Raw genomic sequence first — 24223 nt, forward strand, 5'->3', positions numbered from 1 at the left:
CGTATAAAGTTGAAAAGTAAATAGACAATAATTTGTTTACGAAACTTTGTACACAGTTTCGTAAATTCATGGATAATCAAGGGTTTAAGTTTAAACGCATAGGCGCTTTGCCTTCCGGTAGGGTAGGAGCGCAAAGTTTGGCTACGAACTTAGGCAAAGCTATATTTTGCGTTGCATACTTACCGGATATTCATACTTTGTAGTACGATTGTATCATACAAATGCCCAGTTGTGTAGGCATCGCTTGATATATCTGTTCCTAATCGGCTGAAATATCCAATTCAGAGGAACAGCAAGCAACCAGTACGTTATTTTTTTCGCACATTTAGGCTCCGGGTTTGAAATAATCGAAGAGGCGATCGCCTGAATCTGCACGAATTAATGCTACAACTACATCTGGTAAGGTGGCTAAACTAGGGTAAACGAAATAACGCGGTTCCCAACGAGGACGGAATTTGTCTTTGTAGGCGTGCAGTCCCTTGAAGTTGTAAAAGCGATTCAAATGGTCGTAAAGATAGTGCAATACTTTTTCCAAGCGGCGCGATTCGGGGTTGTCTCCAACTCCAGCAAGGGCAGAAAGACCAAAATTAAAGCTGTCGTAACCACCCTCTTTAAAATGCTGGAGTAGGGAAATAAATAGAAAGTCCATTGTGCCATTTTCAAGAGATGAGCGATGTCGCATCATGTCAATAGTCGCTTCGTTAAGTTGGTACTCCCGGATAATGTTGGCAAAGGCGCTAATCTGACCTTCTGGATTATGCACCACAGCAATCTCGCACTCTCGCAGGTAAGCTTCGTCAAACCAACCCAAAGAAAATTGTTTTTCTGAACCTTGTACCATTTTTAGCCATTCATCACTTACAGGTTTGAGCCGATGCAATAAATCATTGGTGATGGGTGGTTGGTAAAAGTCGATTTGGTATCCTAGCTTAGTTAAACGACTGATTGATGGTCTAAAGTTTTTACCGGCTTTACCTTGTAATGTAAAACTTTTCAGGTCAACGATCGCTTCCTCTCCAATCTTGAGTACCTTATACCCTAACGATTTGTAAAGCTCAACATCATCAGGCATAGTTTGGTAAAAGCCAGGATACCAGTCATTACGCTGGCAAAACTGCTGGAAAGCAATAATTGCCTCTTTGCGGTCTTCAATCGGGCCGATGGGATCTCCCAAGGCGATCGCGCCCCGTCCTTTGGGGACATAAGCAATTACACTATTACCCGAAGGACTGAAATAATAACTTTTATCATTTAAGAGTGTCAGCGCTGCTAAAGAAGAACATCCATATTGCTCGACAATTTCTTTAGCTCTTTGTTGCTCATTTGTAGTTGCGAGACTCCGCCAAAACACAGGTTGCAACAGCATTACCATTGCATAAGTAATAGTACCTGCGGCAATAATATAGATAGAATTAGCAAAAAATTCTCCAAATCGACTCTTTGGTTGCAGTCCCCAATTATCCTCAGTGAAGAACATCGCCAAAGTCTGAACTATCGCTTCCCGCCAATTAAAATTCTCTGAAAATTTGCCATCTAACAAGTAAAATCCAATAGTTCCGTATGCCAGGGTAAATAATAAAGCGCCTATCAGTACTCTAACTCCCCGTGCGATGGAAGGACGGTCTGATTGCGCCGTGAAAAAATGGCGCATCAAGATTAATTGGACTAGTAAAACTCCAGAGAGGAGACTTTCTTCATAGTCCAGTCCCTTCAGCAAGTGGCTGCAAATAGAAATTACTAGTAAAGCAATTGTCAGTAACCAGGCTATTCTTTTTCGGCGTAATAAATTAGTAGCAAGTGTTAATAAAATAAATCCAGTCAATGCTGCAAATATATGACCACTGGCACGAATTTCAAATGGTAAAAATTCTTTCAGCCAGTGAGTCCGCCCATACAGATTAGGTGTCACTGCTGATAATAAATTTACTACTCCGACTAAACCTGTTAGGAAAACCGCACTCCAAAGTCCAATCCGATTTTTTAAATTATTTGTCATTTGTCATTTGTCATTTGTCATTTGTCATTTGTTTTGGAGTTAAAACTCTTAACTCCTAACTCCTAACTTTTGAAATTGTTTTCCGACATAGGATAGTGAATCTTTTAGATGTTTGTGAAAGTAGTTCCAGCCAATATCTGCACCAGACAAACCATGACCTCCAGGAAATGCATAAAATACGTGAGCAATGCCTAATTTATTTAAGGTTTCGTTGAAAACTTTGGTAGAAGCTAGCAAATTAGTATCGTTCACACCCGCATCTAGATAAATACGCAATCGCTTCCTATCTTTAACTGGTAGCTGTTGCACAATTTGTTGAGGACTATTTTGTGAGCCGCTGTCATCAGTAAAGTAACCGCTATGGCTAAACAAAATCTGGAAGTTGTTGAGATAGCGTAATCCAATATTAAATGCCCCCCATCCTCCAGAAGATAGACCTCCTAGCGCCCAAAATTGGGGTTTTTCCAAAGTGCGATAGCGCGATTTGACAACTTGTACTAATTCTGAACCAATCAAAGTCCCTACTTTGCCATTCGGCCCATCAAAATAATCGGGGTCGTATAAAGGACTAGAACCGCGATTATCATTACCATCAGGTGTAATCACAATCGATGGCGGTAATTTTCCACTTTGATAAAGTTCATGCAATACGTCTAAAAGTGCGTATTTATTAGCGTAAGCACGAGCGTCATCATGACCTCCGTGTAGTAAGAATATCACAGGGTAGCGCTTTTGCGGATTTTTGCTATAACTAGGGGGCAAAATCACGCCGTACTTACGGACTGCACCCATTGCTTGGGAGTTAAAGGTTGCTAATTGAAACTTTAGCCCAGTATTTGCCTCTTTTTTGGGTGGGTCTAGTTGTGGCGCACCTAAGATGAATACATAATAATAACCAGCGCTAGTAAGGAGTGCGATCGCTCCTACCAAGCTAATTAACAATTTATTAATCTTCATATTCTTTAAATGTAAAAAACATCACCTCCATTAACAACTTAATATAGTTAATTTACTGAAAAATTACCACAGAGTTTTTTATCTTGACGTTTAAATATAAACGATCTGGCAAAACAGTATTATTTCTAGTGCTAATTGCTAATTATTTTGATTATTTTTATGATGATTAATACTTAAATTAGCAGGCATATTTGCTGTTTCTGAAGCTCGTCGAAATTGTTCGCCGACAAATGTCAATGAATCGGCTAAATGTTTCCGCCAGTATTGCCAAGTGTGACTGCCAGGAAACTGGCGAAATGAATTGTAAATTTTCAACTGATTTAGGACTTTACTAAATCGCTCTGCTTCGCCGAGTTCATCAGTATCTGATGTACCCGAATCCAGATATATTTTCAGCTTTTTTTGAGCTTGAAAGGGAATGGTTTTAATATAAGATATTGGGCTATTTGCTGGCCCACTTTTATCTTTAAAATAGCCACTATGACTAAATAAAATTGAGAAACGATCTACATTGTGTAATCCGACATTGATTGCTCCCCAACCACCAGAAGATAAACCACCTATCGCCCAAAAATCTGGATTATTTATTGTACGATAACGGCTTTGTACAACTTTTACTAATTCATCGCCTACGGCTGTAGAGACTTTACCGTTAGGGCCATCGATATATTCGGGATCTTGGTAGGGGCTAGAGCCACGCTTGTCGTTGCCATCTGGTGTAATGATGATGCTGGGTGGCAACTTACCTGTAGTATAAAGTTGTTCTACAGTCTTGAGAGCTTGTCCTTTATTCTGAATAAACCAACTACTGGGATCACCATGTCCACCGTGGAGGAGAAAGATTACAGGATACCTTTGTTTTGAGTTTTGCTCATAGCCAGGAGGTAAAGAAACGCCATAAGTGCGACTTGCACCCATTACTTTACTATCGTAGGTTTCAATTTTATAGGTTAGGGGAGTTGCTGAGTTGCTAGTATTGCGCTGGGTTGGAAGAACAGAAGGCGTTGTTTGTAAATCCTGCTGTTGCGGTGGTTTTGCGACGACACCTTGAGAGAAATTACAGCCAACTAGGGTTAATACTGAAAATAGCAAGAGAATTTTAGATTGTTTGTAGTTCATCTTTGAAGGGCATTGGTTAAACAAGGCATTATTGGATAATTGATGCTTGCCTTCAAAAGCTTATGCAAATGATATGTCGATACTGTGTCACCAGGATGGAAACTTTGCGACTGGTTGTAAATTAAAAGTCAAGAGTTAGGATAAGTTTCTTCATGATGCTTAAAAAGCTGCGACTCAATTTTAGTTCTTTGTTTGGCTTGTTACTGCTGGTGCTTTCTCTGTGGGCGATCGCTCACGAATTGCATGAGTATAATTATCGTGATATCCTCAATTCTCTAGCTGCTATTCCCAAAAGTCGTTTAAGTTGGGCAATTTGGCTGACAGCTTTGGGCTATCTAGTGATGATTGGGTACGATATCTTAGGTTTTAACTACATTAATCGTTCCCTAAGTTGGAATAAGATTGCTTTCACTAACTTTATTAGCTCTGCATTTAGTAATACCATCGGTTTTGCCTTGCTAACTGGCAGTGCTATCCGTTATCGATTTTATGCTAGTTGGGGAGTGTCAGCAGTTGCGATCGCTCAAGTAATTGCTTTCGCCAATTTTACTTTTTGGTTGGGGATGTTTGCTGTTGCAGGTTTATTGTTCCTCATCAACCCCTTGAAGATTCCCACTCAATTACATTTACCTTTTGCTACTGTGCGTCCCATTGGCGTAATTTTTCTACTATTAGTTGCGGCTTATTTACTAGGAAGCATTTTTATTAAACAACCATTAATAATTCGTGGACATGAATTTCGATTTCCTTCTTTTAACATATCCTTGGCTCAAATAGCAATTTCTAGTTTTGACTGGATTCTGGCGGCAGCAGTTCTTTATGCTTTACTTCCTAGCAATATATCTTTGTCATATCTAGACTTTTTGGGCATTTATTTACTAGCGATGTTTGCAGGTGTGGTTAGTAATGTCCCCGGTGGTTTGGGAGTATTTGAAACTATAATTTTGCTGATTCTTTCCTCAAAAGTTTCGGCGGCGGCAATTTTGGGTTCAATGTTAGCTTATCGGGGAGTCTATTATTTCTTACCTTTGCTAGTAGCAGCAGGCTTACTAGGACTTTATGAAATTAGATTTAGAGCAGGGAATTAAAAAATAGACCTCTTGCATGAATCAAAAGCCCTCATCCCCCAACCCCTTCTCCCAAAATTGGGAGAAGGGGAGGCAATTTCAAAGTCCCTCTCCCAAGCTTGGGAGAGGGATTTAGGGTGAGGGCTGTTGATATCAAATTTGTAAAATCAATCACTACTGTTATTTTTAAATGCGGAATCCTGCGGTGTTATCTTCAGAGGATGTTTTAAAAGTCCTTTCGTCGGTAGCAAAACGTTATCGATCCCCCCAACCCCTCTTCAAAAGGGGGGCTTTAATTCCGGTTACCCCCTTTTTTAGGGGGATCGATAAGTGCCTAAAATCATAGCCAACTACTTTTCAAACAACCTCTAAGAGACTGTTAAACTAAGAGCCATAAGTAAAATCTTTTATACTTTGGCAAACTTATGGAGCCAGTATCATTGACAGCAGCTGCGATCGCAACTTTGGTAATCACCAAAGCCTTTGAAAAAACTGGGGAAATCATCGGCGAAAAGGCTTGGAACGAAGGCGAAAAGTTGTTAGTTCTGCTCAAACGCAAGGAACCTAGCATGGCGAAGGTTATCGAACAGGCAAAAACACAACCTTTAGATTATGGTCAAGCTTATCTTATTGGGCAGCAGGTAGAGGAGGCGGCAAAGAAAGATGATGAAATTGCTCAAGCTGTTGCAGCATTGGCTAAAGAAGCTCAACCGCAATTGACTCAAACTATTGAAAACTATAAAGGCATAATCATTAAAGGCGGAACTAATACTGTTTCTGGCAATACCTTTAACTTTTGACTACAGTCGCCTGAAGGGGAACGGGTAAAGTCAAATCCTTCTACTAAAATACCGCAAAATTTGCCCCTGAGTGGGGTGGTGGAATTTGTCGGACGTAAAAAGGAATTGCAAAATCTTCACCAACTTTTGCAGGATAATAAACAAGTTGCGATCGCTGCGATCGCTGGTATGGGTGGAGTTGGTAAAACAGAACTCGCCTTACAATATGCAAAGGCTCACCATGAAACCTACAAGGGTGGAATTTGCTGGTTGCTGGCAAAAACTGAGGATGTGGGCATTCAAGTTGTGCAGTTTGCCAGAACGCAGCTTGACTTAAACCCGCCAGAGGATTTAACAGAAGATTCTAACCAAAAATTACTCGCCCAAGTGCAATATTGCTGGCGGCGTTGGCGTGAGGGTGATGTGCTGCTAGTGTTGGATGATGTCAGCGACTACGAGCAAGTTAAGCCTTACTTTCAGTCGCTACCTTCTCGGTTTAAAGTGCTGATGACTACGCGCCAAAACTTGGGACGCATCGCACAGTTATCTTTGGATGTGCTGCAACCAGAGGCTGCGCTGGAGTTATTAAGGTCTTTACTCAAGGAAACACCAGAGCGAATTGGGCGAGAATTGACTGTAGCAAATCAGTTATGTGAGTGGCTAGGATATTTACCTTTAGGTGTGGAATTAGTGGGGCGCTATCTGGCGCGGAAACAGGATTTATCTTTAGCAGAAATGTTGCGGCGGTTGAAGAACAAGCGATTAGATGAGCGTTCCCTTTCTAAATCTAAGTCGGAAGCCGACATGACAGCACAACGAGGTGTGTTAGCAGCCTTTGAGTTGAGTTGGCAGGAGTTAGAGGACGACGATAAACAATTGGGTTGTTTATTGAGTTTATTTGCCGCCGCACCCATACCTTGGAAGTTGGTGGAACAGTGTTTACCAGAGGAAGATACCGAAGATTTAGAAGAAATTAGAGACGATAGCTTGCTGAATCTACATTTACTCCAGCGCAAAGGTGAGGGAATCTATCAACTGCATCCACTGTTGAGAGAGTTTTTCCAATATAAGCTTACAGGTTTAGAACAGGGAGAGGAATTTAAGCGCTCCGTTTGTCGGGTAATGGTAGCAGTTGCTAAAGATATTCCTGAAACTCCTACACTTCAGCAAATCACCGATGTCACACCTGCAATACCTCATCTAGCTGAAGTAGCGAAGAATCTCATTCAATATGTCAGTGATGATGATTTAATTTGGACTTTCACCAGCAATGCTAGATTTTACTATGGTCAAGGTTTATATAACCAAGCTTTACCTTGGTATGAGCAGTGTTTAAAGGTCACTAAAAAGCGCTTGGGTGAAAAACATCCAGATGTCGCACAAAGTCTCAACAATCTAGCGGGACTCTACGAGTCTCAAGGCAGATACAGCCAAGCCGAACCCCTTTTCATCCAAGCATTGGCACTCTACCGCAAGCTGCTGGGTGAAGAACATCCATCTGTCGCCCAAAGCCTCAACAACCTAGCTAATCTCTACAACTCTCAAGGCAGATACAGCCAAGCCGAACCCCTTTTCATCCAAGCTTTGGAACTCTACCGCAAGCTGCTGGGTGAAGAACATCCAGATGTCGCACTTAGTCTCAACAACCTAGCGACACTCTACCGTTCCCAAGGCAGGTACAGCGAAGCCGAACCCCTTTACATCCAAGCTTTGGCACTCTGGCGCAAGCTGCTGGGTGAAGAACATCCAGATGTCGCAGCTAGTCTCAACAACTTAGCGACACTCTACAACTACCAAGGCAAATACAGCCAAGCTGAATCCCTTCACATCCAAGCTTTGGCACTCAGGCGCAACCTGCTGGGTGAAGAACATCCAGATGTCGCCCTTAGTCTCAACAACCTAGCGTGTCTCTATTACTCTCAAGGCAGATACAGCCAAGCTGAATCCCTTTTCATCCAAGCTTTGGCACTGTACCACAAGCTGCTGGGTGAAGAACATCCATCTGTTGCACTTAGTGTCAACAACCTAGCGACACTTTACAACTTTCAAGGCAGATACAGCGAAGCCGAACCCCTTCACATCCAAGCTTTGGCACTCAGGCGCAAGCTGCTGGGAGAAGAACATCCAGATGTCGCAGTTAGTCTCAACAATCTGGCAAAACTGTACTATTTACAAGGACGTTATACCGAAGCTGAACCATTGTATCTGCAAGCTTTGGAGATTTGTGAGCAACGATTAGGGGTGAATCATCCCTGGACTGTTAAGTGCCGTGAAAATCTAGCAAATCTTCGCGATCGCCTCTCCTCAAATCCAGAATAGACTACATGGGGATACGAATTTATAGGTTTTGTGCAAAGCGTACCGTGATCAAACTGAAAAGCGCGTTAGCGAAGCTCACCGAAGGTATCGCTTAGACTAAAATTCATATTTAACTAAGTAAAAATGCCATTCGACTTACTCAAAATGAGCTTTTACTTACTCAAAAGGAGCTTTTACTTTCTCAAACCCCAGTTTGCTTTCTCATTTTAGTGTTTTCCGCAAGCAAAATCAGCTTTTACTTTCTCAAACCCCAGTTTGCTTTCTCATTTTGGTGTTTTCCGCAAGCAAAATCAGCTTTTACTTTCTCAAACCCCAGTTTGCTTTCTCATTTTGGTGTTTTCCGCAAGTCAAATAAGCTTTTACTTTCTCAAACCCCAGTTTGCTTTCTCATTTGAGTAATTCACGCATTCATTTTGGTATATCATTGAGCGAAAACTGGCGTAGGTGTAGCCCGTCAGAGATATCGCTCTATAAAAGAAGTGTAAATCTAGAGGCGATCGCTCTTAAAGACGCGATAAATCGCCGTCTCTACAAAAGATTCATTCTTGTAAAGACAGCGATTTATCGCGTCTCTTGCCTTAACGGAAACGTATTGGATTATAAAGTATACTTGCCATCAATAAATATTACTCAAACCTTAAAGTTTCAACTATGATAGCCTCGCCTCAACAAAACTACGTCACCGTTGAAGAATACCTCCAAGTGGAGGAACAGAGCAATATCAAACATGAATACATCGACGGCTACATCTACGCAATGGCTGGAGCGCTAGATCCACACGTTACCATTGCGGGAAACTTATTTGCTTTCCTCCGTAATCATCTGCGCGGCTCTGGTTCTCGTGTTTACATCGCTGACATGAAAGCCAGAATTGAATCTCTGAATCGCTTTTATTATCCCGATGTGATGGTTACTTGCGATCGACGAGATCAAGAAACGCCAGGTTATAAAAGATTTCCCTGTTTAATTGTCGAAGTTTTATCTAATTCTACTGAAGCCTTTGACCGGGGCGACAAATTCGCCGATTATCAAACCCTGGAAAGTCTGCAAGAATATGTTTTAATTAATACAAAACGTCAACGAGTTGAGTGTTTTCGACGCAATGAGCAAGGGTTGTGGGTTTTACAATCCTACACAGCAGAACATCAATCATTTCGACTCAACAGCGTGGATTTTGAGGAAACAATGGCAGCACTCTACGAAGATGTAGTTTTTGAATAATCAATTATTATAGGGCATTCGCCGCAATATTTAGTAAACTATATAACTGATAAGCCTTGAAGGCTTCCTTACCAGGCGGAAGCGTTGATGAAAGCAGGCACAATTGATTAAATAAAAAGTTATGGCGCTCATAGTTCAGAAATACGGTGGTACATCTGTCGGTTCAGTGGAACGTATTCAAGCTGTTGCACAGCGTGTTTATAAAACTGTTAAAGCTGGAAACTCTATTGTCGTAGTGGTTTCGGCAATGGGCAAAACCACCGATGGACTCGTCAAACTAGCTACTGAAATTTCTCCAAATCCTAATCGCCGGGAAATGGATATGCTGCTTTCTACTGGCGAACAAGTAACCATTGCCTTACTCAGCATGGCTTTGCAGGAACTCGGACAACCCGCAATTTCCATGACTGGCGCTCAAGTAGGAATTGTTACTGAAGCCGAACACAGCCGCGCTCGGATTTTGCATATTGAAACTACTCGCCTAACTCGCCACATAAATGCAGGTAAAGTAGTTGTAGTAGCTGGCTTCCAAGGTATATCCAGCGTCGGAGAGATGGAAATTACGACTTTGGGTCGTGGTGGTTCCGACACCTCAGCAGTGGCGATCGCAGCCGCATTAAAAGCGAATTTTTGCGAAATTTATACAGACGTTCCAGGGATTCTCACTACAGACCCCCGCTTAGTTGCCGAAGCCCAGTTGATGGATGCCATCAGCTGCGATGAAATGTTGGAATTAGCTAGCTTGGGTGCAAAAGTGCTGCATCCCCGTGCTGTGGAAATTGCCCGTAACTACGGTGTTCCCCTTGTAGTGAGGTCTAGCTGGACAGATCAACCAGGTACTTGGGTGACATCAGTCAAACCCCAAGGGCGATCGCTAATCAATCTAGAAATTGCCCGTCCTGTAGATCATGTAGAATTTGACACTAACCAAGCAAAGGTCGCTTTGTTGCGCGTCCCCGATAAGCCAGGTGTTGCAGCCAGGTTATTTGGCGAAATTTCTCGGCAAAAAGTAGATGTAGATTTGATTATTCAGTCAGTTCATGAAGGTAACAGTAATGACATTGCTTTTACTGTCACAACACCAATATTAAAACGGGCAGAAGCAGTAGCAACAGCGATCGCCCCAGCACTGAGGAGTCAATCTAACCCCAAATTTGACGAAGCCGAGGTAATGGTAGAACACAACATTGCCAAAGTCAGCATCGCAGGCGCAGGAATGATTGGCCGTCCTGGTGTAGCTGCAAAGATGTTTGCCACATTAGCTGAAGCTGGTGTGAATATCCAAATGATTTCCACCAGCGAAGTGAAAGTCAGTTGTGTAGTCAATGCTGCCCAGTGCGATCGCGCCGTCACAGCACTCCGCACCGCCTTTGAGATCGAAGCAGGGAAAGGGGGGACAAGGGGACAAGAAAGAATCATTGAAGAAACTTCTCCCTTGTCTCCCTCCTCTCTCTTGTCTCCCTTATCTCCTCCCTCTCCCCCGGTTCGAGGCGTTGCTCTCGATTTGAATCAAGCGCGTCTTGCGATTCGTCAATTGCCAGATCGTCCGGGGATGGCGGCGAAATTATTTGGATTATTAGCGCAGCATAATATCAGCGTTGATATGATTATCCAATCTCAGCGCTGCCGAGTGATTGATGGTGTTCCCAGGCGAGATATTGCCTTTACAGTCTCGCAGATAGACGGAGAAAATGCCAAAAAAATGCTCACTCAAGTAGCGGCAGAATTAGGATGGGGTGAAGTTGTTTTAGATAGTGCGATCGCTAAGGTGAGTATTGTCGGTGCAGGTATGGTAGGACAACCAGGTGTTGCTGCTAAAATGTTTGAAGCTTTAGCCCAACAAGAAATCAATATTCAAATGATTGCCACTTCAGAAATCAAAATTAGTTGTGTTGTGGCGCAAGAGCAAGGTGTTAAAGCTTTGCAAGCCATTCATGCAGCCTTTGAACTAGCTGGTAGCGAGAAATTTGTCGTTCCAGTATAAAACCTGAATCAAACCCCCTCACCCTAAATCCCTCTCCCAAGCTTGGGAGAGGGACTTTGCAATATACACGCGGTAGCAGCCCACGCCTCGATCTCATTTGAAGTTGCTTAATAAATAAATATTTATATTTTAAAATCAGTATTAATAACACGTAAGCTATAATCGAACAATTTATCAGACTATAATTTATATTGATGAATAGTCATTTCCTAGATGGACATTATCAAATACTAAAAGTTCTCAATAATGGCGGAAAAGAGAAAACCTATCTAGTTGAAGATGTTAATCTGAATGGTCAAGAATTTATAGTAAAGCAGTTATCTCTTCCTAATAGCAATCCTCAAGCTTTAACAATCCTACGCCGCTTGTTTGCCAGTAAGGCGGCAACTTTAGAGAAACTCGCACAAGAACACGATAAAATTCCAAAGCTCATTGCTTCTTTTGAAGAAAATGAAGAATTTTATCTAGTTCAAGAATTCATACCTGGTAATCCTTTAACTGACGAAATCATTCAGGGACAACTTCTCAAGGAAGACCAAGTAATTAGTCTTTTGTCAGAGATATTAGAAACTTTGGTGGTTGTACATAGCTATGGCGTAATTCATCGGAATATTACACCAGCAAATATTATTCGCCGAGAATCAGATAAAAAGTTAGTTTTAGTTAATTTGGGTACTTTTAATGAAGCGATCGATAATACTGTTGACAATTCCGAGTATATGCCGATAGAACAAATTAACGGCAACCTCAAATATAACAGTGATATATATGCTTTAGGTATGGTTGCGATCGCAGCACTAAAAGGTTTACCTACAAAGGAAATATCTAATTTGCGAAGTCAGAAAAATAAGCTGACAGGTGAAATACTTTGGCACGATAAAAATTTAAAATTTAACAGAAAATTAGTAAAAATTATTAATAAAATGGTGCGTTTTGACTATCGTCAGCGCTACCAGTATGCAACGGAAGTTTTAGACGACCTGAAAAAGTTAATAAATGTTGATGACGATCGACAAAAACAGCATCAGAAAAAACTATTACTAGTTCTAGGGGGGATAGCTGGCTGTATTACCCTTATTGTTGCAGCGTGGCAATTGAGATCGCCAAAACTTGTAAGTGATGCCCAACAGACATTATACCAAGAGGGAGTAAATAAATATGAGTCAGGAAACTATGAAGGAGCAGTTGAAGATTTCAATCACATTATTGAATTAGAGCCGCAAAACGCTTTAGCTTATAATCGGCGAGGTGATGCTTATTATCGATTAGGAGATTATGAGCAAGCACAAGCAGACTCTAGCCAAGCTATTTTACTGAATCCTCAAGATGCTAATGCCTATTTTGACCGAGGATTTGCTTTTTCGGAATTAGGCAAATACAAAGAAGCGATCGCAGATTATACTCAAGCAATAAAGTTAAATTCCAAAGATGCTTATGCTTACTATGGACGAGGATTAGCTCGTGCTCAATCGAAGGATAATAAAGGTGCACTTGGAGATTTTAGCAAAGCGATCACTCTCAAACCTCAGTATACCGAAGCTTATTTGCAACGAGGTATTCTCCACCGCCGCCTCAAACAAAGACCTGAAGCAATCCAAGATTTTGATAAAGTAATTAAGATTAATCCTAGCGATGCTAAAGCTTTTTATCAAAGGGGTTTAACTCAATCTATTAATAAACAAAAAGATGAAGCAATTAAAGATTACACAGATGCAATCAATATCAATCCCAAATACATAGAAGCTTATCTGAATCGTGGTGATATTTATAGCGATCTGGGAAATCAAGTAGAAGCTACTGAAGATTACAACACTATTTTACAGATCGATCCTAAATTTATTGCAGCTTATATTCACAGAGGTATTCACCGCTTTTCTTTTGGAGATTATAAAGGCGCTATTGAAGATTATACCGCAGCGCTGAAACTAGATACAAATAATATAGCAGCTTACAACAACCGTGGTAATGCTTATCTTGAACTAGGAAATAAAAAAGCTGCAAATCAGGATTATTCACGAGCGATCGCAATTAATCCTAACAATGCCTTAGCCTATTATAATCGGGGTGTGATTCGCACCAAACAGAAAAATAAACCGGGTGCGATCGCAGACTTCAAAAAAGCTGCAAAACTATTCCAACAGCAAGGGGAACAAGATAGTTATCAAGATGCACGCCGGGAAATTGCAATTCTGCAAAATAAGTCAGCGCCAGCGCCAACTACTCGCCCGAAATCTGGGAAAATAGAAAAAAATTGAGCTACCACTCAATATAGTGTTAACTATCAACTAAGTTAGGAATTGACTATCTTTTTTATCTCATATTTAAAGATATTTTGAATAATTACGAAACTGTATTTACCTATATTTATAGAAAAATTGATGATTTAGAAGATGAAGTTGTAGACAATTCTGGTGATGAATCAACGTACCAAAAAATTGCCACAATGAGGCAATCGACTCGTTCTGGACGCCGTAATTTTCAAAGCATCAAGTTACTTATGGCTATTATGGATAATGAAGATTTTCAATGGATCGGCCAGCCAGTGAAAGAACTATTCAATCAAGAATTGGTTCATCACGTTGATAAACTCTGGCAAAGAGCAGCGAGTTGCCTTTCTCATCCCGCCTGGGTTTGAGTATGTAGCTACTCAATGGGGAATTTGGCGTGCTGGTGGCATAGCTGTACCTCTGTGTGTTTCCGATCCACGTCCAGAATTAGAGTATGTAATTACCAATTCTGGAGCAACAATAATTGATGCTCATCCTAATTTTGAGAGTATACTGCGATCGCTAACACCCAATTAGACCTGGAGTTTTAAACCTCGTAAGTTCTTAAACTTAAGTAAATATAATTAACTCGATCGAGCCTTAGAATTTGACAAATGAGGTGAAATCAACCTATGAGTAACTTAGTTTTTCTACCCGCTCATCAACTTGCTCAGATGATTCGCGATCGCCAAGTCTCTGCTGTCGAAGTGTTCGATGCTTACCTGGCGCAGATTTATAAACACAACTCAAAGCTGAATGCGATTTGCACGTTAGACGAAGACAATGCTCGTACCAGAGCAAAGCTTGCAGATGAAGCCCTAGCTAGAGGAGAACACTGGGGCGCTCTGCACGGTGTCCCTGTGACAATCAAAGACATTTTTGAAACAGTAGGACTCCGTACCACAGCGGGTTACATTCCTCTCAAAGACTACATTCCTCAACAGGATGCCACCGTTGTTGCAAGGCTGCGAACAGCAGGAGCCGTTATCCTGGGAAAAACCAACATGGCAGAACTGGCTGGTGATTTTCAAAGTACAAATTCTCTGTTTCCACGGGTAAATAATCCCTGGAATCTTGACTATACAGCAGGTGGCAGTTCTGGAGGTAGTGCTGCTGCTGTTGCAGCCGGACTTTCACCATTAGATATAGGTAACGATCTTGCAGGTTCCGTGCGCCAGCCTGCAACTTTCTGCGGTGTGTATGGCTTAAAGCCAACAGATCGCCGTATTTCCACCGCCGGAAGTATCCCTGAAGTACCAGGAATGCCGCTATGCTTGCGACAAATGTTAACTATTGGCTGTTTTGCGCGATCGCTCGAAGATATTCGCCTTTGTTTCTCGCTCATCGCTGGTGCGGATCTGCGTCGCCCAGATGTGCCACCGATTCCCCTTGATACTCCATCAGGCAAGTCTTTGCAGGATCTTAAAATTGCTTGGATTGATGAATGGGTAGAGGTTCCCGTTGCTGCGGAAATTCGAGGTGCAGTACAGACAGTGGTGCAAAAACTTGCTCAAGCAGGTACTCATGTTGAACGTTGGCTTCCCAAAGATTTTGATTTATCGACAGTGTGGAACCTCTGCGGACGGATGGAAGCATATATCAACAACTACGCCCAACCCAAGGATCGCTATAATGTGCTACGCAGCTTAGAGTTACTTTTTCGCACGGCAACTCAAGGCGACAAAAAATTGCGAAAATTGGGGAATTTCAGTAGCTTTCTGCCAGAAATTTTGAATCCCAGCTTAAGAGGATATTTCGAGACACTTACCGAGCGCGATCGCTTCATTGCCCAAATCGATGAAGCTTTAGAAGCGTGGGATGTATGGCTCACTCCTGTGACAGCAACTCCTGCATTTACCCATTGTCCGGCTTGGAGCGCCATTGATATAGACGGCAAATCCTATCCTTATGCAGTGGCAAACGGATCTTACACTATGCCATTTAATCTCAGTGGTCATCCGGCGGTGGTGATTCCTATCGGGCAAACTCACAATGGCTTACCAATTGGAATACAAATTATTGGCAAGCGATGGCGCGAGATGGAGTTGCTAGCGATCGCTCAAGAACTTGACAAAGCGGTTGGTGATTTCCGCCATCCATTAGGCTATTTTTAACCGAATATGGTATCACAGTAAGTTGAAAAACTCAAACAACCCAATCACTAAAATAGCAAATGAGTTCGCCAAAATAACAAATGCGTTCGCCGAAATAACAAATGAGTTCGCCGAAATAGCAAATGCGTTCGCCAAAATAGCAAATGAGTTCGCCAAAATAGCAAATAAGTTCGCCAAAATAGCAAATGAGTTCGCCGAAATAACAAATGAGTTCGCCGAAATAACAAATGAGTTCGCCAAAATAGCAAATGCGAGTGCTATAAATTAATCGACTACCTTTCCTTTTACGACTGATTTTGAGCCAAAGTAGATTGACCCAAATATTAACTAAAAGAAAAGATATACCCACGAATAGTAATATCAAAACTTGATTTTTATTATTCGTTATAATTCGACAAATATTCTTCAGACGATAACTAGTTTCAATCCCAAATCTTTTTCGATAATCTTGATAAATGTAATCTAAATTTGTTCTTACCTTGTGAGTAACATAAACAAAGTATTGAACTCCACGCTGATTACGATTTTCCTTCCTGTATTTACAAATAATCCATAAGTCAAATGTAACTGAATCATCCTTATCTCTTGTTATTGTATAAGTAGTTTTATAACTTTTTTTGCCTGTAGGAACATTCTTTAATAATTTGGCTGTATTTTCAATACTATCTCCATTGCTAGCAGCATGAGTCAGAATCTCGAATAAAGTCTGTTGGTCTTTAAAACACGTAAGTTAATTAGCGATCGCTCTTTGGGAAAAACTTTTTGGTTTACTGTTGATTCTGCTTTGTTTGCTGCAACAATCTATGAATCTCCGGTATATCAGCTCTCCAATCGACCCCATAGTTGTGATACCAATTGTGTTGGCTGTGCCATTAACACGTGAGCAGATAACCGTAATGCTCCCTGAATCAATCGCAATGCCTTGACTATTTCAGGGTTATAGTCTGGATGTTTCTCTACCTCCGGATCATCCAGCAAATCGTAATCCTCAATTAACGCTTGTACCCCAAATACCGGATGTTGAATTTTGCCCAACAGAAAATCAAAATTGCAAAGCAGTTGGTAGTACTTCTGTAAATTGCCCGAACGAATCAGGTTGTAAGGGTAAACTCTAGCCCTGTCAAGGTGACTTTTTTGGAGTCGCCAAAAGTTTGGCAGTCGAGACATGTGGATGTTGAGGGTCATACTTGGGAGGGTCTTTCTTCTTCTTTGAAGCACGGATATGTTTGAGAAAAGACTTCAAACGAACCCTCGAAGCCAAATCTTGGAGAATAAAAGCAAGCTGTTCAAGTTCAAAATCGGCAAATACATTCCAATGCTGCGGAGCGATGTCTACGACGGGCTACGCCTACGCAATCTATCAAACTTGCCAGTGGGATGGCTGTTTCTCTTAAAATCGCCGAACTAACTGTAGTTTCGACTCCATTTAATTTGTCGTAAACAGCCGTGCTAAGATTCATTTCTTCGGCTTTTAGGCGATAGGCTGCGCGGACTGATGGGTGAATCCCGCATACTACTAAACTCATTAGTTCCACAATCCTGGAAAAAAGTAGTTCTCGCGTGTACTGGGATGAAGCGTTTTCCTCAAATATTTGATTGATTGTATAAGAGCGCGAATACTCTTTCCATAAGCCCTCGAACCATTAGACTTATTGGACTCTCTTTGACAAAACGCTCAAATATTGCACCCAGCATTCACCATATCCTCCGCTACTTTTTCCTTTGCGATCGCATGGCATTATTATCCGGCTATTTGTCACCTTCACAGGGCTAGGGTAAACTCTTATCCAGTAAAAGTGTGCTGTTATTATCAATCAGAGTCAAAGTTCCAGCAGTGGCAATACCTGGGTTGGGCTGTGATGCACTATATGTTTGAATATAGCGCCGCACTTCTGGGGGAAAATGAGGGTAATCTAACACCGCATCCCCATCGGCAATAGTTGCCCAGAAGTCGCGCAAACCAGGAGCTAATTCTTTTGCCTGTGATAATGGTAAGTTTAATGGAGAGTGAGTTAGTAGCTTAATTAGGAAAGGGAAAGAGCGATCGCCCATCCACTGCCGTGATGACTGTTGCAAGTCGGGAAACTCAGGCACTGACTCTACGCGATGGGATAAAATTTGCAACGATTCTTTACCTTGGTTATCCCGATGAAACTCCAGCACTCGGTAAGGGTGAGGATAGCTAACTAAAGAACCAGTGGTAATATCATATACCCCATCGGCGTAAGCAATATCCTGAACGTGCAAATGCCCGGTAAACACTAGCTTGACTCCGTAGCGCCTCAACAGCTGCAATAGTTCTGCTGAATTGGACAACATATAGCGATTTGCCAGTGGATGGTTCGATTGATTGGGTAGATGTTCCACCACATTATGATGAACCATCACCAAAACTAAGTCATCACCAGATGCCGCCAGCACCTCTTCTAACCACCGTAGCTGTTTGGCATCCAAACACCCCACTTGCTCTCCTTGATCGTTAAAGGAGTTAGAATTTAGTCCAATCAGCTTAACTCCAGGCAGTAATTGACGAATGTAGTATATCTGCCGTGGATCTTCGTAGCCAAACTTTGTGTAATAGTAGGGAAAATCTGCAAAAGCAATTGATTGTTGATCGGCCAACAGCACAGGAACGTCATGATTACCAGGAACAACATAGACGGGAAAAGGTAGCTGGGCTAAACATTGTTGTAACCAGGCGTGGTTCTCTGGTTCGCCGTGCTGGGTTAAATCTCCTGGCAACAACAAGAAATCTAAATCGAGTTGTGTTAAATGTTCTAGTACACTTTTAAATGCTGAGATACTTACTTCCACCAGATGAAACCGGCTGGGATGATCCCAGATTGTGTGAGGAAGTGCCAGGTGTAAGTCGCTGACTACCGCAAAGCGAAAATTGAGACTCATTGATTTATGAAAATGTTAAAAGCAGGGGTTAAAATAAGCCTTTTCCCAAAAGTATAACGCTTGCTTTGTTTCCCTGCGTAGAAGTGCGTCTATTTAACATTTGTATACATTAAGCATCGATTATACGTGAAAAAAAGACCTATAGCACTCAAGAACACTCCAAGTGCAAACGAGAAGCGTTTATTGCTTAAATAGCCCTGCTTGAAGAAAGTGAAAGTTGTCTATATCGATGAGTCTGGGATAAAAAGTGAAGCTAGGGAGTAAAATATATGAACAAATTAAAATTTACTTGACTCAAAGCAAATATATGTTGAGTATACTTTGGGGTATTGTTGTTGTACTAATTGCTTTTTGGGCATTAGGACTGGCACTTCATATTGCCGGAAATTTAATTCATGCAGTGTTGCTTTTAGCCATTGCCCTTGCTATCTATAATTTTTTCAAAGCGCGTGATGTGTGAATAAATAACTTCTGACACTTTTACTTCTTAAGTTAAGTTAGTTAAATCATATACATCAGCTTGAGACTTAAGCGTAGATTTTCTGAAAAAATTGATTTATTTTTAGAGAATTATTATTTGGTTGATATAGGCTGAAACAGGAGATAAAAACTAGACTTGTGTTAAGTAGGCAAAAGGTGCTACTGAAGAAGAATGCAGAATTAAGAATCAATTCTTGGGGGATTTAGAACCGCCAAGAATTGAACACCACAAAAATGAAAATTTGGTGGGGGACTTAAACCTGTTTATTTATCTACCAGCCCCATAGAATACAAGCAATAGAATTCTGGCGACTGACGCCAATATTGCTCTTTTGTTAAAGATAAAAATTCTGCGCCGTCGCTGGCACTGAATTTTTAAAATTCAAATAGAAAAATAAGTGATATATAATTAATGGCGAATCCCAGAGATACAGACAATGGATGGTCGCAGTTAACTCGTGGTGCGCCATTGGCAGTAATGGTAGCTGTAGCACTCTACATTTTATACCAACTTTTACCAGTATTAGAACTTTTAATTGTTGCAGCATTGATTGCTTTAATTTTGCGAACGCTATTACGGTTTTTGCAAAAGTTAGTCAAATCACAGAATGTTGCTGTTCTGCTACTAATTGGATTAATCGTCGGATTTATTGTAGTATTAGCTACTGTAGTTCTACCCAGTGTAACGTTTGAGTCTCAAAAATTAATCAAAACATTACCAACTTATCTCGATAGATTGACAGAACATGTTGAGCAACTGCGTCAGAAATTCTCTTTTATTCCGGACATTTCCCAAGCACTAATACAATTACGGAACTTGGCTAACGAGTTACTAGGTGGAATACCAGTTTTCTTAGGTGAAGCTTTAAGTTTAACAGTGGAGTTGGTAGCGACGTTAATTCTAGCACTTTACATGGCTTACGATCCTAATTCCTTAGTGAAAGGGATTTTAAGATTAGTACCAACACGACATCATCAGCAGTTTAAACGAATTCTTAAAGCTTGCAAGACAAGATTGCGGGGTTGGATTTTTGGGACAGGGATAGCGATGATATTTCTGGGTGTTGGAGCAACGTTTGGACTTTTTATTTTGGGGATTCCCTCAGCCCTGCCATTTGGGATTATTGCAGGTTTATTTGAAATAATTCCTTACTTTGGTTCGATTATTGGTGCTTTTTTACCAGCATTAGTAGCATTGAGTATTTCACCGCTAAAGCTAGTATTTGTGTTGATACTTTTCTTTGTAATGAATCAAATAGATGCCCATATTGTTCAGCCTGTGGTAATGGGTCAGCAAGTTAATATCCATCCGGTGATGGTGATTGTGACATTTCTGGTAATGGGTAAGCTATTTGGATTTATTGGTGTGCTACTTGCAGTGCCTGCTGCGGCAGTGATAATTACGCTTATTGATGAGTTTACGCTTGAAGAACCTACTTTAAATGAAGGAGAAATTGAAAGTAAAATAGATGTTAAATCGAACAACTAAATAAGTAATTCTCTAGCTAGTCTTTGATACACTTTTGTGTGGTGTAGCAGATTAGCAAAGAACAGGTTCAGAATCATGGCTCAAGCTAGTATTGGGATTATTGGTGGTAGCGGTCTTTACAAAATGGATGCCCTCAAAGATGTCGAAGAGGTGCGAGTAGAGACGCCTTTTGGTTCACCATCTGATGCTTTGATTCTGGGAACTTTGGATGTTACACGGGTAGCCTTTTTGGCGCGTCATGGCCGCAATCACACGCTTTTACCCTCTGAATTACCATTTCGCGCTAATATCTATGCGATGAAGCAATTGGGTGTGAAGTATTTAATTTCAGCTAGTGCTGTGGGTTCCTTGAAGGAAGAAGCGAAACCATTGGATATGGTGGTGCCAGATCAGTTTATTGATCGGACAAAAAATCGGATTTCAACGTTTTTTGGTGAGGGAATTGTAGCTCACATTGCCTTTGGCGATCCGATTTGTAAGAATTTGGCTGGTGTGTTGGCAGATGCGATCGCATCTCTCAATTTACCAGAAGTTACTCTCCATCGCGGCGGCACTTATGTCTGCATGGAAGGGCCAGCTTTTTCCACTAAGGCAGAATCGAATCTTTACCGCAGTTGGGGTGCAACAATCATTGGCATGACGAATTTACCAGAGGCGAAGTTGGCCAGGGAAGCGGAAATTGCATACTCAACTTTAGCGCTGGTGACAGATTACGATTGTTGGCATCCAGACCATGACAGTGTGACAGTAGAATTAGTGATTGGCAATTTACTGCGGAATGCTGTGAATGCTCAAAAGGTGATTCAAGAAACTGTACGGCGCCTGAGTGAAAATCCGCCGCCGAGTGAGGCGCATTCGGCGTTGCAACATGCGATTTTGACTCAATTGGATAAAGCACCAGCGGCGACGAAGGAAAAGCTGGGGTTATTGTTGCAGAAGTATTTGTAGTCTTGGTGAATGAGCGATGTTTATGACGGGCTACGCTTACGCAGTTTCTTAGTACAGTTTTGCGTAAAAGCGTAGCGTTTTTTATGCAGGGAAACGCATTGGCATTGCTGGGGATTGCAAAATTTAATTTGTTAAGAATTAATGAAATGCTGTACTTAATTAGATTAGAGCAAGAGCGATCGCTACGACAGGTTATTCGATAACGCACGATTATTTGAAATAATAGAGGCGAAAATAAAATTACTGTCGGGTATGTTAGGCATATATTTTGGTATGCTTTGTCACGAAAAACATTAGGGTAAGCGCGATCGCGCACTACCATACAACATGGTGCGCGATCGCAAAGCCATAACACACCCTACTTAAGATTTACTTTATAAATGGTCTCTCATTCGCCAAGCTCAGAGGTTCATTCACGTAATACGCTCTGTGAAAGCCGCTCAATTGAAAGTTAATGGTGTCTTACTTTAGCTCATACATCTGCTTATGCTTGGCTAAAAGCTCTTGATATTTCTCATTTGTCTTTGCTTGTAGCCACTTGGCTTTAAATATTGCTGCTGATTCCGCCTTCACTGGGTCTACTTCATAAGGAAGAATTTCTTTTTTGTCACCTGAATCTTCCGAATTTTGTTTATATTTCCTGCCGTTTTTATGATTAGCATAACGGCGAGAGCGAGTATAACCCATTTGGATAAATTTCCGTGCCATATCGGCACCGACAAAATCATCTTTCTTTAAATAATCAAGAAAAATCTCGTAGATTTTTTCACTCGACTCTCTTGCAATATCAGGAGTTTTGAACCGCCAGTAAGGAAGAATTTCTGATTTGTATGGTTCAACCAAAAGTACACCCTGCTCACCCTTGCCAACACGATAGAGTTCAGGATGTTGGCGAAAATCAATATTTTTAAAGTCTAAAGAATAATCAAAAGCCATGATAGATTTTTATTAGGAATAGTAAACTTTAAAAAAAAGTTCAACTTCTATCTAAGTATTGAGATTTTGTTGATTATGCTATCTAGCACCCAATCCCTGAACAGTGTCCTTGCGCCAGGAAATCTGCGTAAAGTGCATCACATTGCCCTCAACGTCCAGGATATGCAAGCCTCGCGCTACTTCTATGGCACAATCCTGGGTTTGCACGAACTCACAGGCGACGAAGTACCCGCAACCCTAGTGGAACTAGTCGCATCTGGGAAAGTAGCCAACTTCATCACTCCTGATGGTACAATTCTAGATTTATTTGGGGAACCCGAATTAACACCACCAGATCCCAATCCAGAAAAGACCTTTACTAGAGCGTATCATCTAGCCTTTGATATAGATCCGCAGTTATTCGATCGCGCGGTGACAGTGCTCGGAGAAAATAAAATAGCGATCGCACATGGCCCAGTCACTCGTCCTACTGGTAGAGGAGTGTATTTTTACGATCCAGATGGCTTTATGATTGAAATTCGTTGCGATCCAGATGTCCATTAAATAATTATTTGTCAGTAAAAAAGGGAAATACTTCTATGACAGCACTGACATTAAACCTGAATTCAATTCTGAAACTGACAAGAGAGCAGTTTTATCAGTTGTGTGAAGAAAACCCCGATTTACAACTAGAACGCAATGCCCAAGGAGAACTAGTCATAATGCCACCGACGGGAGGAGAAACTGGAAGAAGTAACGTTAATTTAATTCTGCAATTAGCATCATGGAATGAACAAAAGCTACTAGGTGAAGTTTTTGATTCTTCCACTGGATTTACTTTACCTTCAGGGGCTGATCGTTCTCCTGATGTTTCTTGGGTGGAAAAATCTCGTTGGGATAATTTGACGAAAGAACAAAAAGAAAAATTTATTCCTTTATGTCCTGATTTTGCGATTGAAATAATGTCACCATCTGACAATTTGAAAAAAGTGCAAGAAAAAAAAATGCATGATTATATGTCAAATGGGTGTCGTTTAGGTTGGCTAATAAATCTAAAAAAACAGGAAGTAGAAATTTATCGTCCTGAACAAGATGTGGAAGTTTTAAAATCACCTCAAACTATTTCTGGAGAAAGTGTTTTACCTGGTTTTGTACTAAATCTGAAAAAAATTTGGGGATAATAATATTTTAAAATGCTCTAATGGATAGAACAGATGTTAGAAATACACAGTTAAATCAACGCTTGGAAACCACATCCACACAAGCAGAACCCACCTTTGTGAGTTTAAAAACTCAATCTTTTCTTATGTATAGCTGCAAATGACCTTTGCCTTGGCTCTTAAAAAACACTACTTAATTTACTATGACCGCTAAACTCACGCAAATATTTCAAGTAATTGAAGACACGATCGCAAAACCGCCAATTCCACACGAACCATACAAGCAATCATTGAAAGCCTGGGCGATGTATTGTTTGCGAGACAAAGGTTTTATAGTCGTTTATGCTCAAAATGCAGACTTTGCTATTGAAAGAAAACGCGAAGAAAAGCTATATTTCAAAGTTTCAAACAGCCCTGAAGATTTAGATAATTCTTTTAACTGGATTGTTTGGGATAGTGCAACCAAAAGCGCCAGTCTCCTTCTTCAAAAAATAGATTGATGCC

At 41.0% G+C, this 24223-nt stretch carries 22 protein-coding genes and 1 pseudogene; 15 read left to right on the forward strand and 8 right to left on the reverse strand.

From position 1 onward, the window contains the following. Positions 1-325: 325 nt before the first annotated feature. From NLP_RS20735 to NLP_RS20745, 3 genes are all read right to left on the reverse strand, one after another. Positions 326-1996, reverse strand: coding sequence for a phosphatidylglycerol lysyltransferase domain-containing protein (locus tag NLP_RS20735; RefSeq protein WP_104908040.1), 1671 nt, complete (start codon positions 1994-1996; stop codon positions 326-328). A gap of 48 nt (positions 1997-2044) precedes the next feature. Then, positions 2045-2953: an alpha/beta hydrolase gene (locus NLP_RS20740; protein WP_104908041.1), complete on the reverse strand. Its 909-nt coding sequence runs from the start codon at positions 2951-2953 to the stop codon at positions 2045-2047. Positions 2954-3091: 138 nt separating this feature from the next. Beyond that, on the reverse strand, positions 3092-4072 hold the full coding sequence (locus NLP_RS20745; protein WP_104908042.1) for an alpha/beta hydrolase: 981 nt from the start codon (positions 4070-4072) through the stop codon (positions 3092-3094). A gap of 155 nt (positions 4073-4227) precedes the next feature. Between NLP_RS20745 and NLP_RS20750 the strand changes: the two genes are divergently transcribed. The 9 genes from NLP_RS20750 to NLP_RS20790 all read left to right on the forward strand — a co-directional run bounded on the left by NLP_RS20750 (position 4228) and on the right by NLP_RS20790 (position 15823). Further along, entirely contained in the window at positions 4228-5160 is a 933-nt protein-coding gene (locus NLP_RS20750) for a lysylphosphatidylglycerol synthase domain-containing protein (RefSeq protein WP_104909957.1), read from the forward strand. A gap of 404 nt (positions 5161-5564) precedes the next feature. Continuing rightward, positions 5565-5939: a hypothetical protein gene (locus tag NLP_RS20755; protein ID WP_104908043.1), complete on the forward strand. Its 375-nt coding sequence runs from the start codon at positions 5565-5567 to the stop codon at positions 5937-5939. Between the two features lie 60 nt (positions 5940-5999). Next, positions 6000-8237, forward strand: a complete 2238-nt coding sequence (locus tag NLP_RS20760) for a tetratricopeptide repeat protein (protein ID WP_234017003.1) — start codon at positions 6000-6002, stop codon at positions 8235-8237. Between the two features lie 651 nt (positions 8238-8888). Then, on the forward strand, positions 8889-9458 hold the full coding sequence (locus tag NLP_RS20765) for a Uma2 family endonuclease (RefSeq protein ID WP_104908045.1): 570 nt from the start codon (positions 8889-8891) through the stop codon (positions 9456-9458). A 121-nt stretch (positions 9459-9579) separates the two neighbouring features. Then, the gene (locus NLP_RS20770; RefSeq protein WP_104908046.1) at positions 9580-11442 is read left to right on the forward strand and encodes an aspartate kinase; all 1863 of its coding nucleotides are present in this window, start codon (positions 9580-9582) and stop codon (positions 11440-11442) included. A 194-nt stretch (positions 11443-11636) separates the two neighbouring features. Then, positions 11637-13697, forward strand: coding sequence for a tetratricopeptide repeat protein (locus NLP_RS20775; protein ID WP_104908047.1), 2061 nt, complete (start codon positions 11637-11639; stop codon positions 13695-13697). A 77-nt stretch (positions 13698-13774) separates the two neighbouring features. Then, positions 13775-14077, forward strand: a complete 303-nt coding sequence (locus NLP_RS35075) for a hypothetical protein (RefSeq protein ID WP_325034689.1) — start codon at positions 13775-13777, stop codon at positions 14075-14077. Next, on the forward strand, positions 14022-14246 hold the full coding sequence (locus NLP_RS20785; protein ID WP_234017004.1) for an AMP-binding protein: 225 nt from the start codon (positions 14022-14024) through the stop codon (positions 14244-14246). The genes NLP_RS35075 and NLP_RS20785 overlap by 56 nt, the downstream gene beginning before the upstream one ends. Before the next feature lie 95 nt (positions 14247-14341). Further along, the gene (locus NLP_RS20790) at positions 14342-15823 is read left to right on the forward strand and encodes an amidase (RefSeq protein ID WP_104908048.1); all 1482 of its coding nucleotides are present in this window, start codon (positions 14342-14344) and stop codon (positions 15821-15823) included. A gap of 253 nt (positions 15824-16076) precedes the next feature. Here the strand turns inward: NLP_RS20790 and NLP_RS36180 are convergent. From NLP_RS36180 to NLP_RS20810, 4 genes and pseudogenes are all read right to left on the reverse strand, one after another. Next, positions 16077-16451, reverse strand: a pseudogene (locus NLP_RS36180) (ISH3 family transposase); the annotation flags it as partial. Between the two features lie 191 nt (positions 16452-16642). Beyond that, the gene (locus NLP_RS20800) at positions 16643-17008 is read right to left on the reverse strand and encodes a hypothetical protein (RefSeq protein ID WP_158680480.1); all 366 of its coding nucleotides are present in this window, start codon (positions 17006-17008) and stop codon (positions 16643-16645) included. A 107-nt stretch (positions 17009-17115) separates the two neighbouring features. Beyond that, entirely contained in the window at positions 17116-17349 is a 234-nt protein-coding gene (locus NLP_RS20805) for a hypothetical protein (RefSeq protein WP_104908050.1), read from the reverse strand. A gap of 244 nt (positions 17350-17593) precedes the next feature. After that, a complete protein-coding gene (locus tag NLP_RS20810) occupies positions 17594-18727 on the reverse strand; it encodes a metallophosphoesterase family protein (RefSeq protein WP_104908051.1) in 1134 nt (377 codons plus the stop codon). Positions 18728-19034: 307 nt separating this feature from the next. Between NLP_RS20810 and NLP_RS20815 the strand changes: the two genes are divergently transcribed. The 3 genes from NLP_RS20815 (at position 19035) to NLP_RS20825 (ending at position 21644) form a co-directional block, all read left to right on the forward strand. After that, the gene (locus NLP_RS20815) at positions 19035-19187 is read left to right on the forward strand and encodes a lmo0937 family membrane protein (RefSeq protein WP_096607063.1); all 153 of its coding nucleotides are present in this window, start codon (positions 19035-19037) and stop codon (positions 19185-19187) included. A 432-nt stretch (positions 19188-19619) separates the two neighbouring features. Further along, positions 19620-20696 carry an AI-2E family transporter gene (locus NLP_RS20820; protein ID WP_104908052.1) on the forward strand — a complete coding sequence of 359 codons (1077 nt, stop codon included), beginning with the start codon at positions 19620-19622 and terminating at the stop codon, positions 20694-20696. A 75-nt stretch (positions 20697-20771) separates the two neighbouring features. After that, entirely contained in the window at positions 20772-21644 is an 873-nt protein-coding gene (locus tag NLP_RS20825) for an S-methyl-5'-thioadenosine phosphorylase (protein ID WP_104908053.1), read from the forward strand. A gap of 462 nt (positions 21645-22106) precedes the next feature. On the opposite strand, the gene NLP_RS20830 is transcribed toward NLP_RS20825, so the two are convergent. Then, positions 22107-22580 (reverse strand): DUF4385 domain-containing protein, encoded by a 474-nt coding sequence (locus NLP_RS20830; RefSeq protein ID WP_104908054.1) that lies wholly within the window; start codon positions 22578-22580, stop codon positions 22107-22109. Positions 22581-22655: 75 nt separating this feature from the next. Between NLP_RS20830 and NLP_RS20835 the strand changes: the two genes are divergently transcribed. The 3 genes from NLP_RS20835 to NLP_RS20845 all read left to right on the forward strand — a co-directional run bounded on the left by NLP_RS20835 (position 22656) and on the right by NLP_RS20845 (position 24219). Beyond that, positions 22656-23123: a VOC family protein gene (locus NLP_RS20835; protein ID WP_104908055.1), complete on the forward strand. Its 468-nt coding sequence runs from the start codon at positions 22656-22658 to the stop codon at positions 23121-23123. Between the two features lie 35 nt (positions 23124-23158). Next, entirely contained in the window at positions 23159-23740 is a 582-nt protein-coding gene (locus NLP_RS20840; RefSeq protein WP_104908056.1) for a Uma2 family endonuclease, read from the forward strand. A 182-nt stretch (positions 23741-23922) separates the two neighbouring features. Further along, positions 23923-24219 carry a hypothetical protein gene (locus NLP_RS20845; protein WP_104908057.1) on the forward strand — a complete coding sequence of 99 codons (297 nt, stop codon included), beginning with the start codon at positions 23923-23925 and terminating at the stop codon, positions 24217-24219. The last annotated feature ends 4 nt before the right edge of the window (positions 24220-24223 follow it).

The organism is Nostoc sp. 'Lobaria pulmonaria (5183) cyanobiont', assembly GCF_002949795.1.
GTDB lineage: Bacteria > Cyanobacteriota > Cyanobacteriia > Cyanobacteriales > Nostocaceae > Nostoc.

What these genes read in the sequence shown, in the direction of transcription:
- NLP_RS20840 (WP_104908056.1), top strand. Translation starts at nt 23,159, where the DNA reads ATGACAGCACTGACATTAAACCTGAATTCAATTCTGAAACTGACAAGA.
- NLP_RS20845 (WP_104908057.1), top strand. Translation starts at nt 23,923, where the DNA reads ATGACCGCTAAACTCACGCAAATATTTCAAGTAATTGAAGACACGATC.
- NLP_RS20740 (WP_104908041.1), bottom strand. Translation starts at nt 2,953, where the DNA reads ATGAAGATTAATAAATTGTTAATTAGCTTGGTAGGAGCGATCGCACTC.
- NLP_RS20825 (WP_104908053.1), top strand. Translation starts at nt 20,772, where the DNA reads ATGGCTCAAGCTAGTATTGGGATTATTGGTGGTAGCGGTCTTTACAAA.
- NLP_RS20745 (WP_104908042.1), bottom strand. Translation starts at nt 4,072, where the DNA reads ATGAACTACAAACAATCTAAAATTCTCTTGCTATTTTCAGTATTAACC.
- NLP_RS20770 (WP_104908046.1), top strand. Translation starts at nt 9,580, where the DNA reads ATGGCGCTCATAGTTCAGAAATACGGTGGTACATCTGTCGGTTCAGTG.
- NLP_RS20790 (WP_104908048.1), top strand. Translation starts at nt 14,342, where the DNA reads ATGAGTAACTTAGTTTTTCTACCCGCTCATCAACTTGCTCAGATGATT.
- NLP_RS20835 (WP_104908055.1), top strand. Translation starts at nt 22,656, where the DNA reads ATGCTATCTAGCACCCAATCCCTGAACAGTGTCCTTGCGCCAGGAAAT.
- NLP_RS20805 (WP_104908050.1), bottom strand. Translation starts at nt 17,349, where the DNA reads ATGAGTTTAGTAGTATGCGGGATTCACCCATCAGTCCGCGCAGCCTAT.
- NLP_RS20755 (WP_104908043.1), top strand. Translation starts at nt 5,565, where the DNA reads ATGGAGCCAGTATCATTGACAGCAGCTGCGATCGCAACTTTGGTAATC.
- NLP_RS20735 (WP_104908040.1), bottom strand. Translation starts at nt 1,996, where the DNA reads ATGACAAATAATTTAAAAAATCGGATTGGACTTTGGAGTGCGGTTTTC.
- NLP_RS20750 (WP_104909957.1), top strand. Translation starts at nt 4,228, where the DNA reads ATGCTTAAAAAGCTGCGACTCAATTTTAGTTCTTTGTTTGGCTTGTTA.
- NLP_RS20775 (WP_104908047.1), top strand. Translation starts at nt 11,637, where the DNA reads ATGAATAGTCATTTCCTAGATGGACATTATCAAATACTAAAAGTTCTC.
- NLP_RS20810 (WP_104908051.1), bottom strand. Translation starts at nt 18,727, where the DNA reads ATGAGTCTCAATTTTCGCTTTGCGGTAGTCAGCGACTTACACCTGGCA.
- NLP_RS20830 (WP_104908054.1), bottom strand. Translation starts at nt 22,580, where the DNA reads ATGGCTTTTGATTATTCTTTAGACTTTAAAAATATTGATTTTCGCCAA.
- NLP_RS20800 (WP_158680480.1), bottom strand. Translation starts at nt 17,008, where the DNA reads ATGACCCTCAACATCCACATGTCTCGACTGCCAAACTTTTGGCGACTC.
- NLP_RS20765 (WP_104908045.1), top strand. Translation starts at nt 8,889, where the DNA reads ATGATAGCCTCGCCTCAACAAAACTACGTCACCGTTGAAGAATACCTC.
- NLP_RS20815 (WP_096607063.1), top strand. Translation starts at nt 19,035, where the DNA reads ATGTTGAGTATACTTTGGGGTATTGTTGTTGTACTAATTGCTTTTTGG.
- NLP_RS20820 (WP_104908052.1), top strand. Translation starts at nt 19,620, where the DNA reads ATGGCGAATCCCAGAGATACAGACAATGGATGGTCGCAGTTAACTCGT.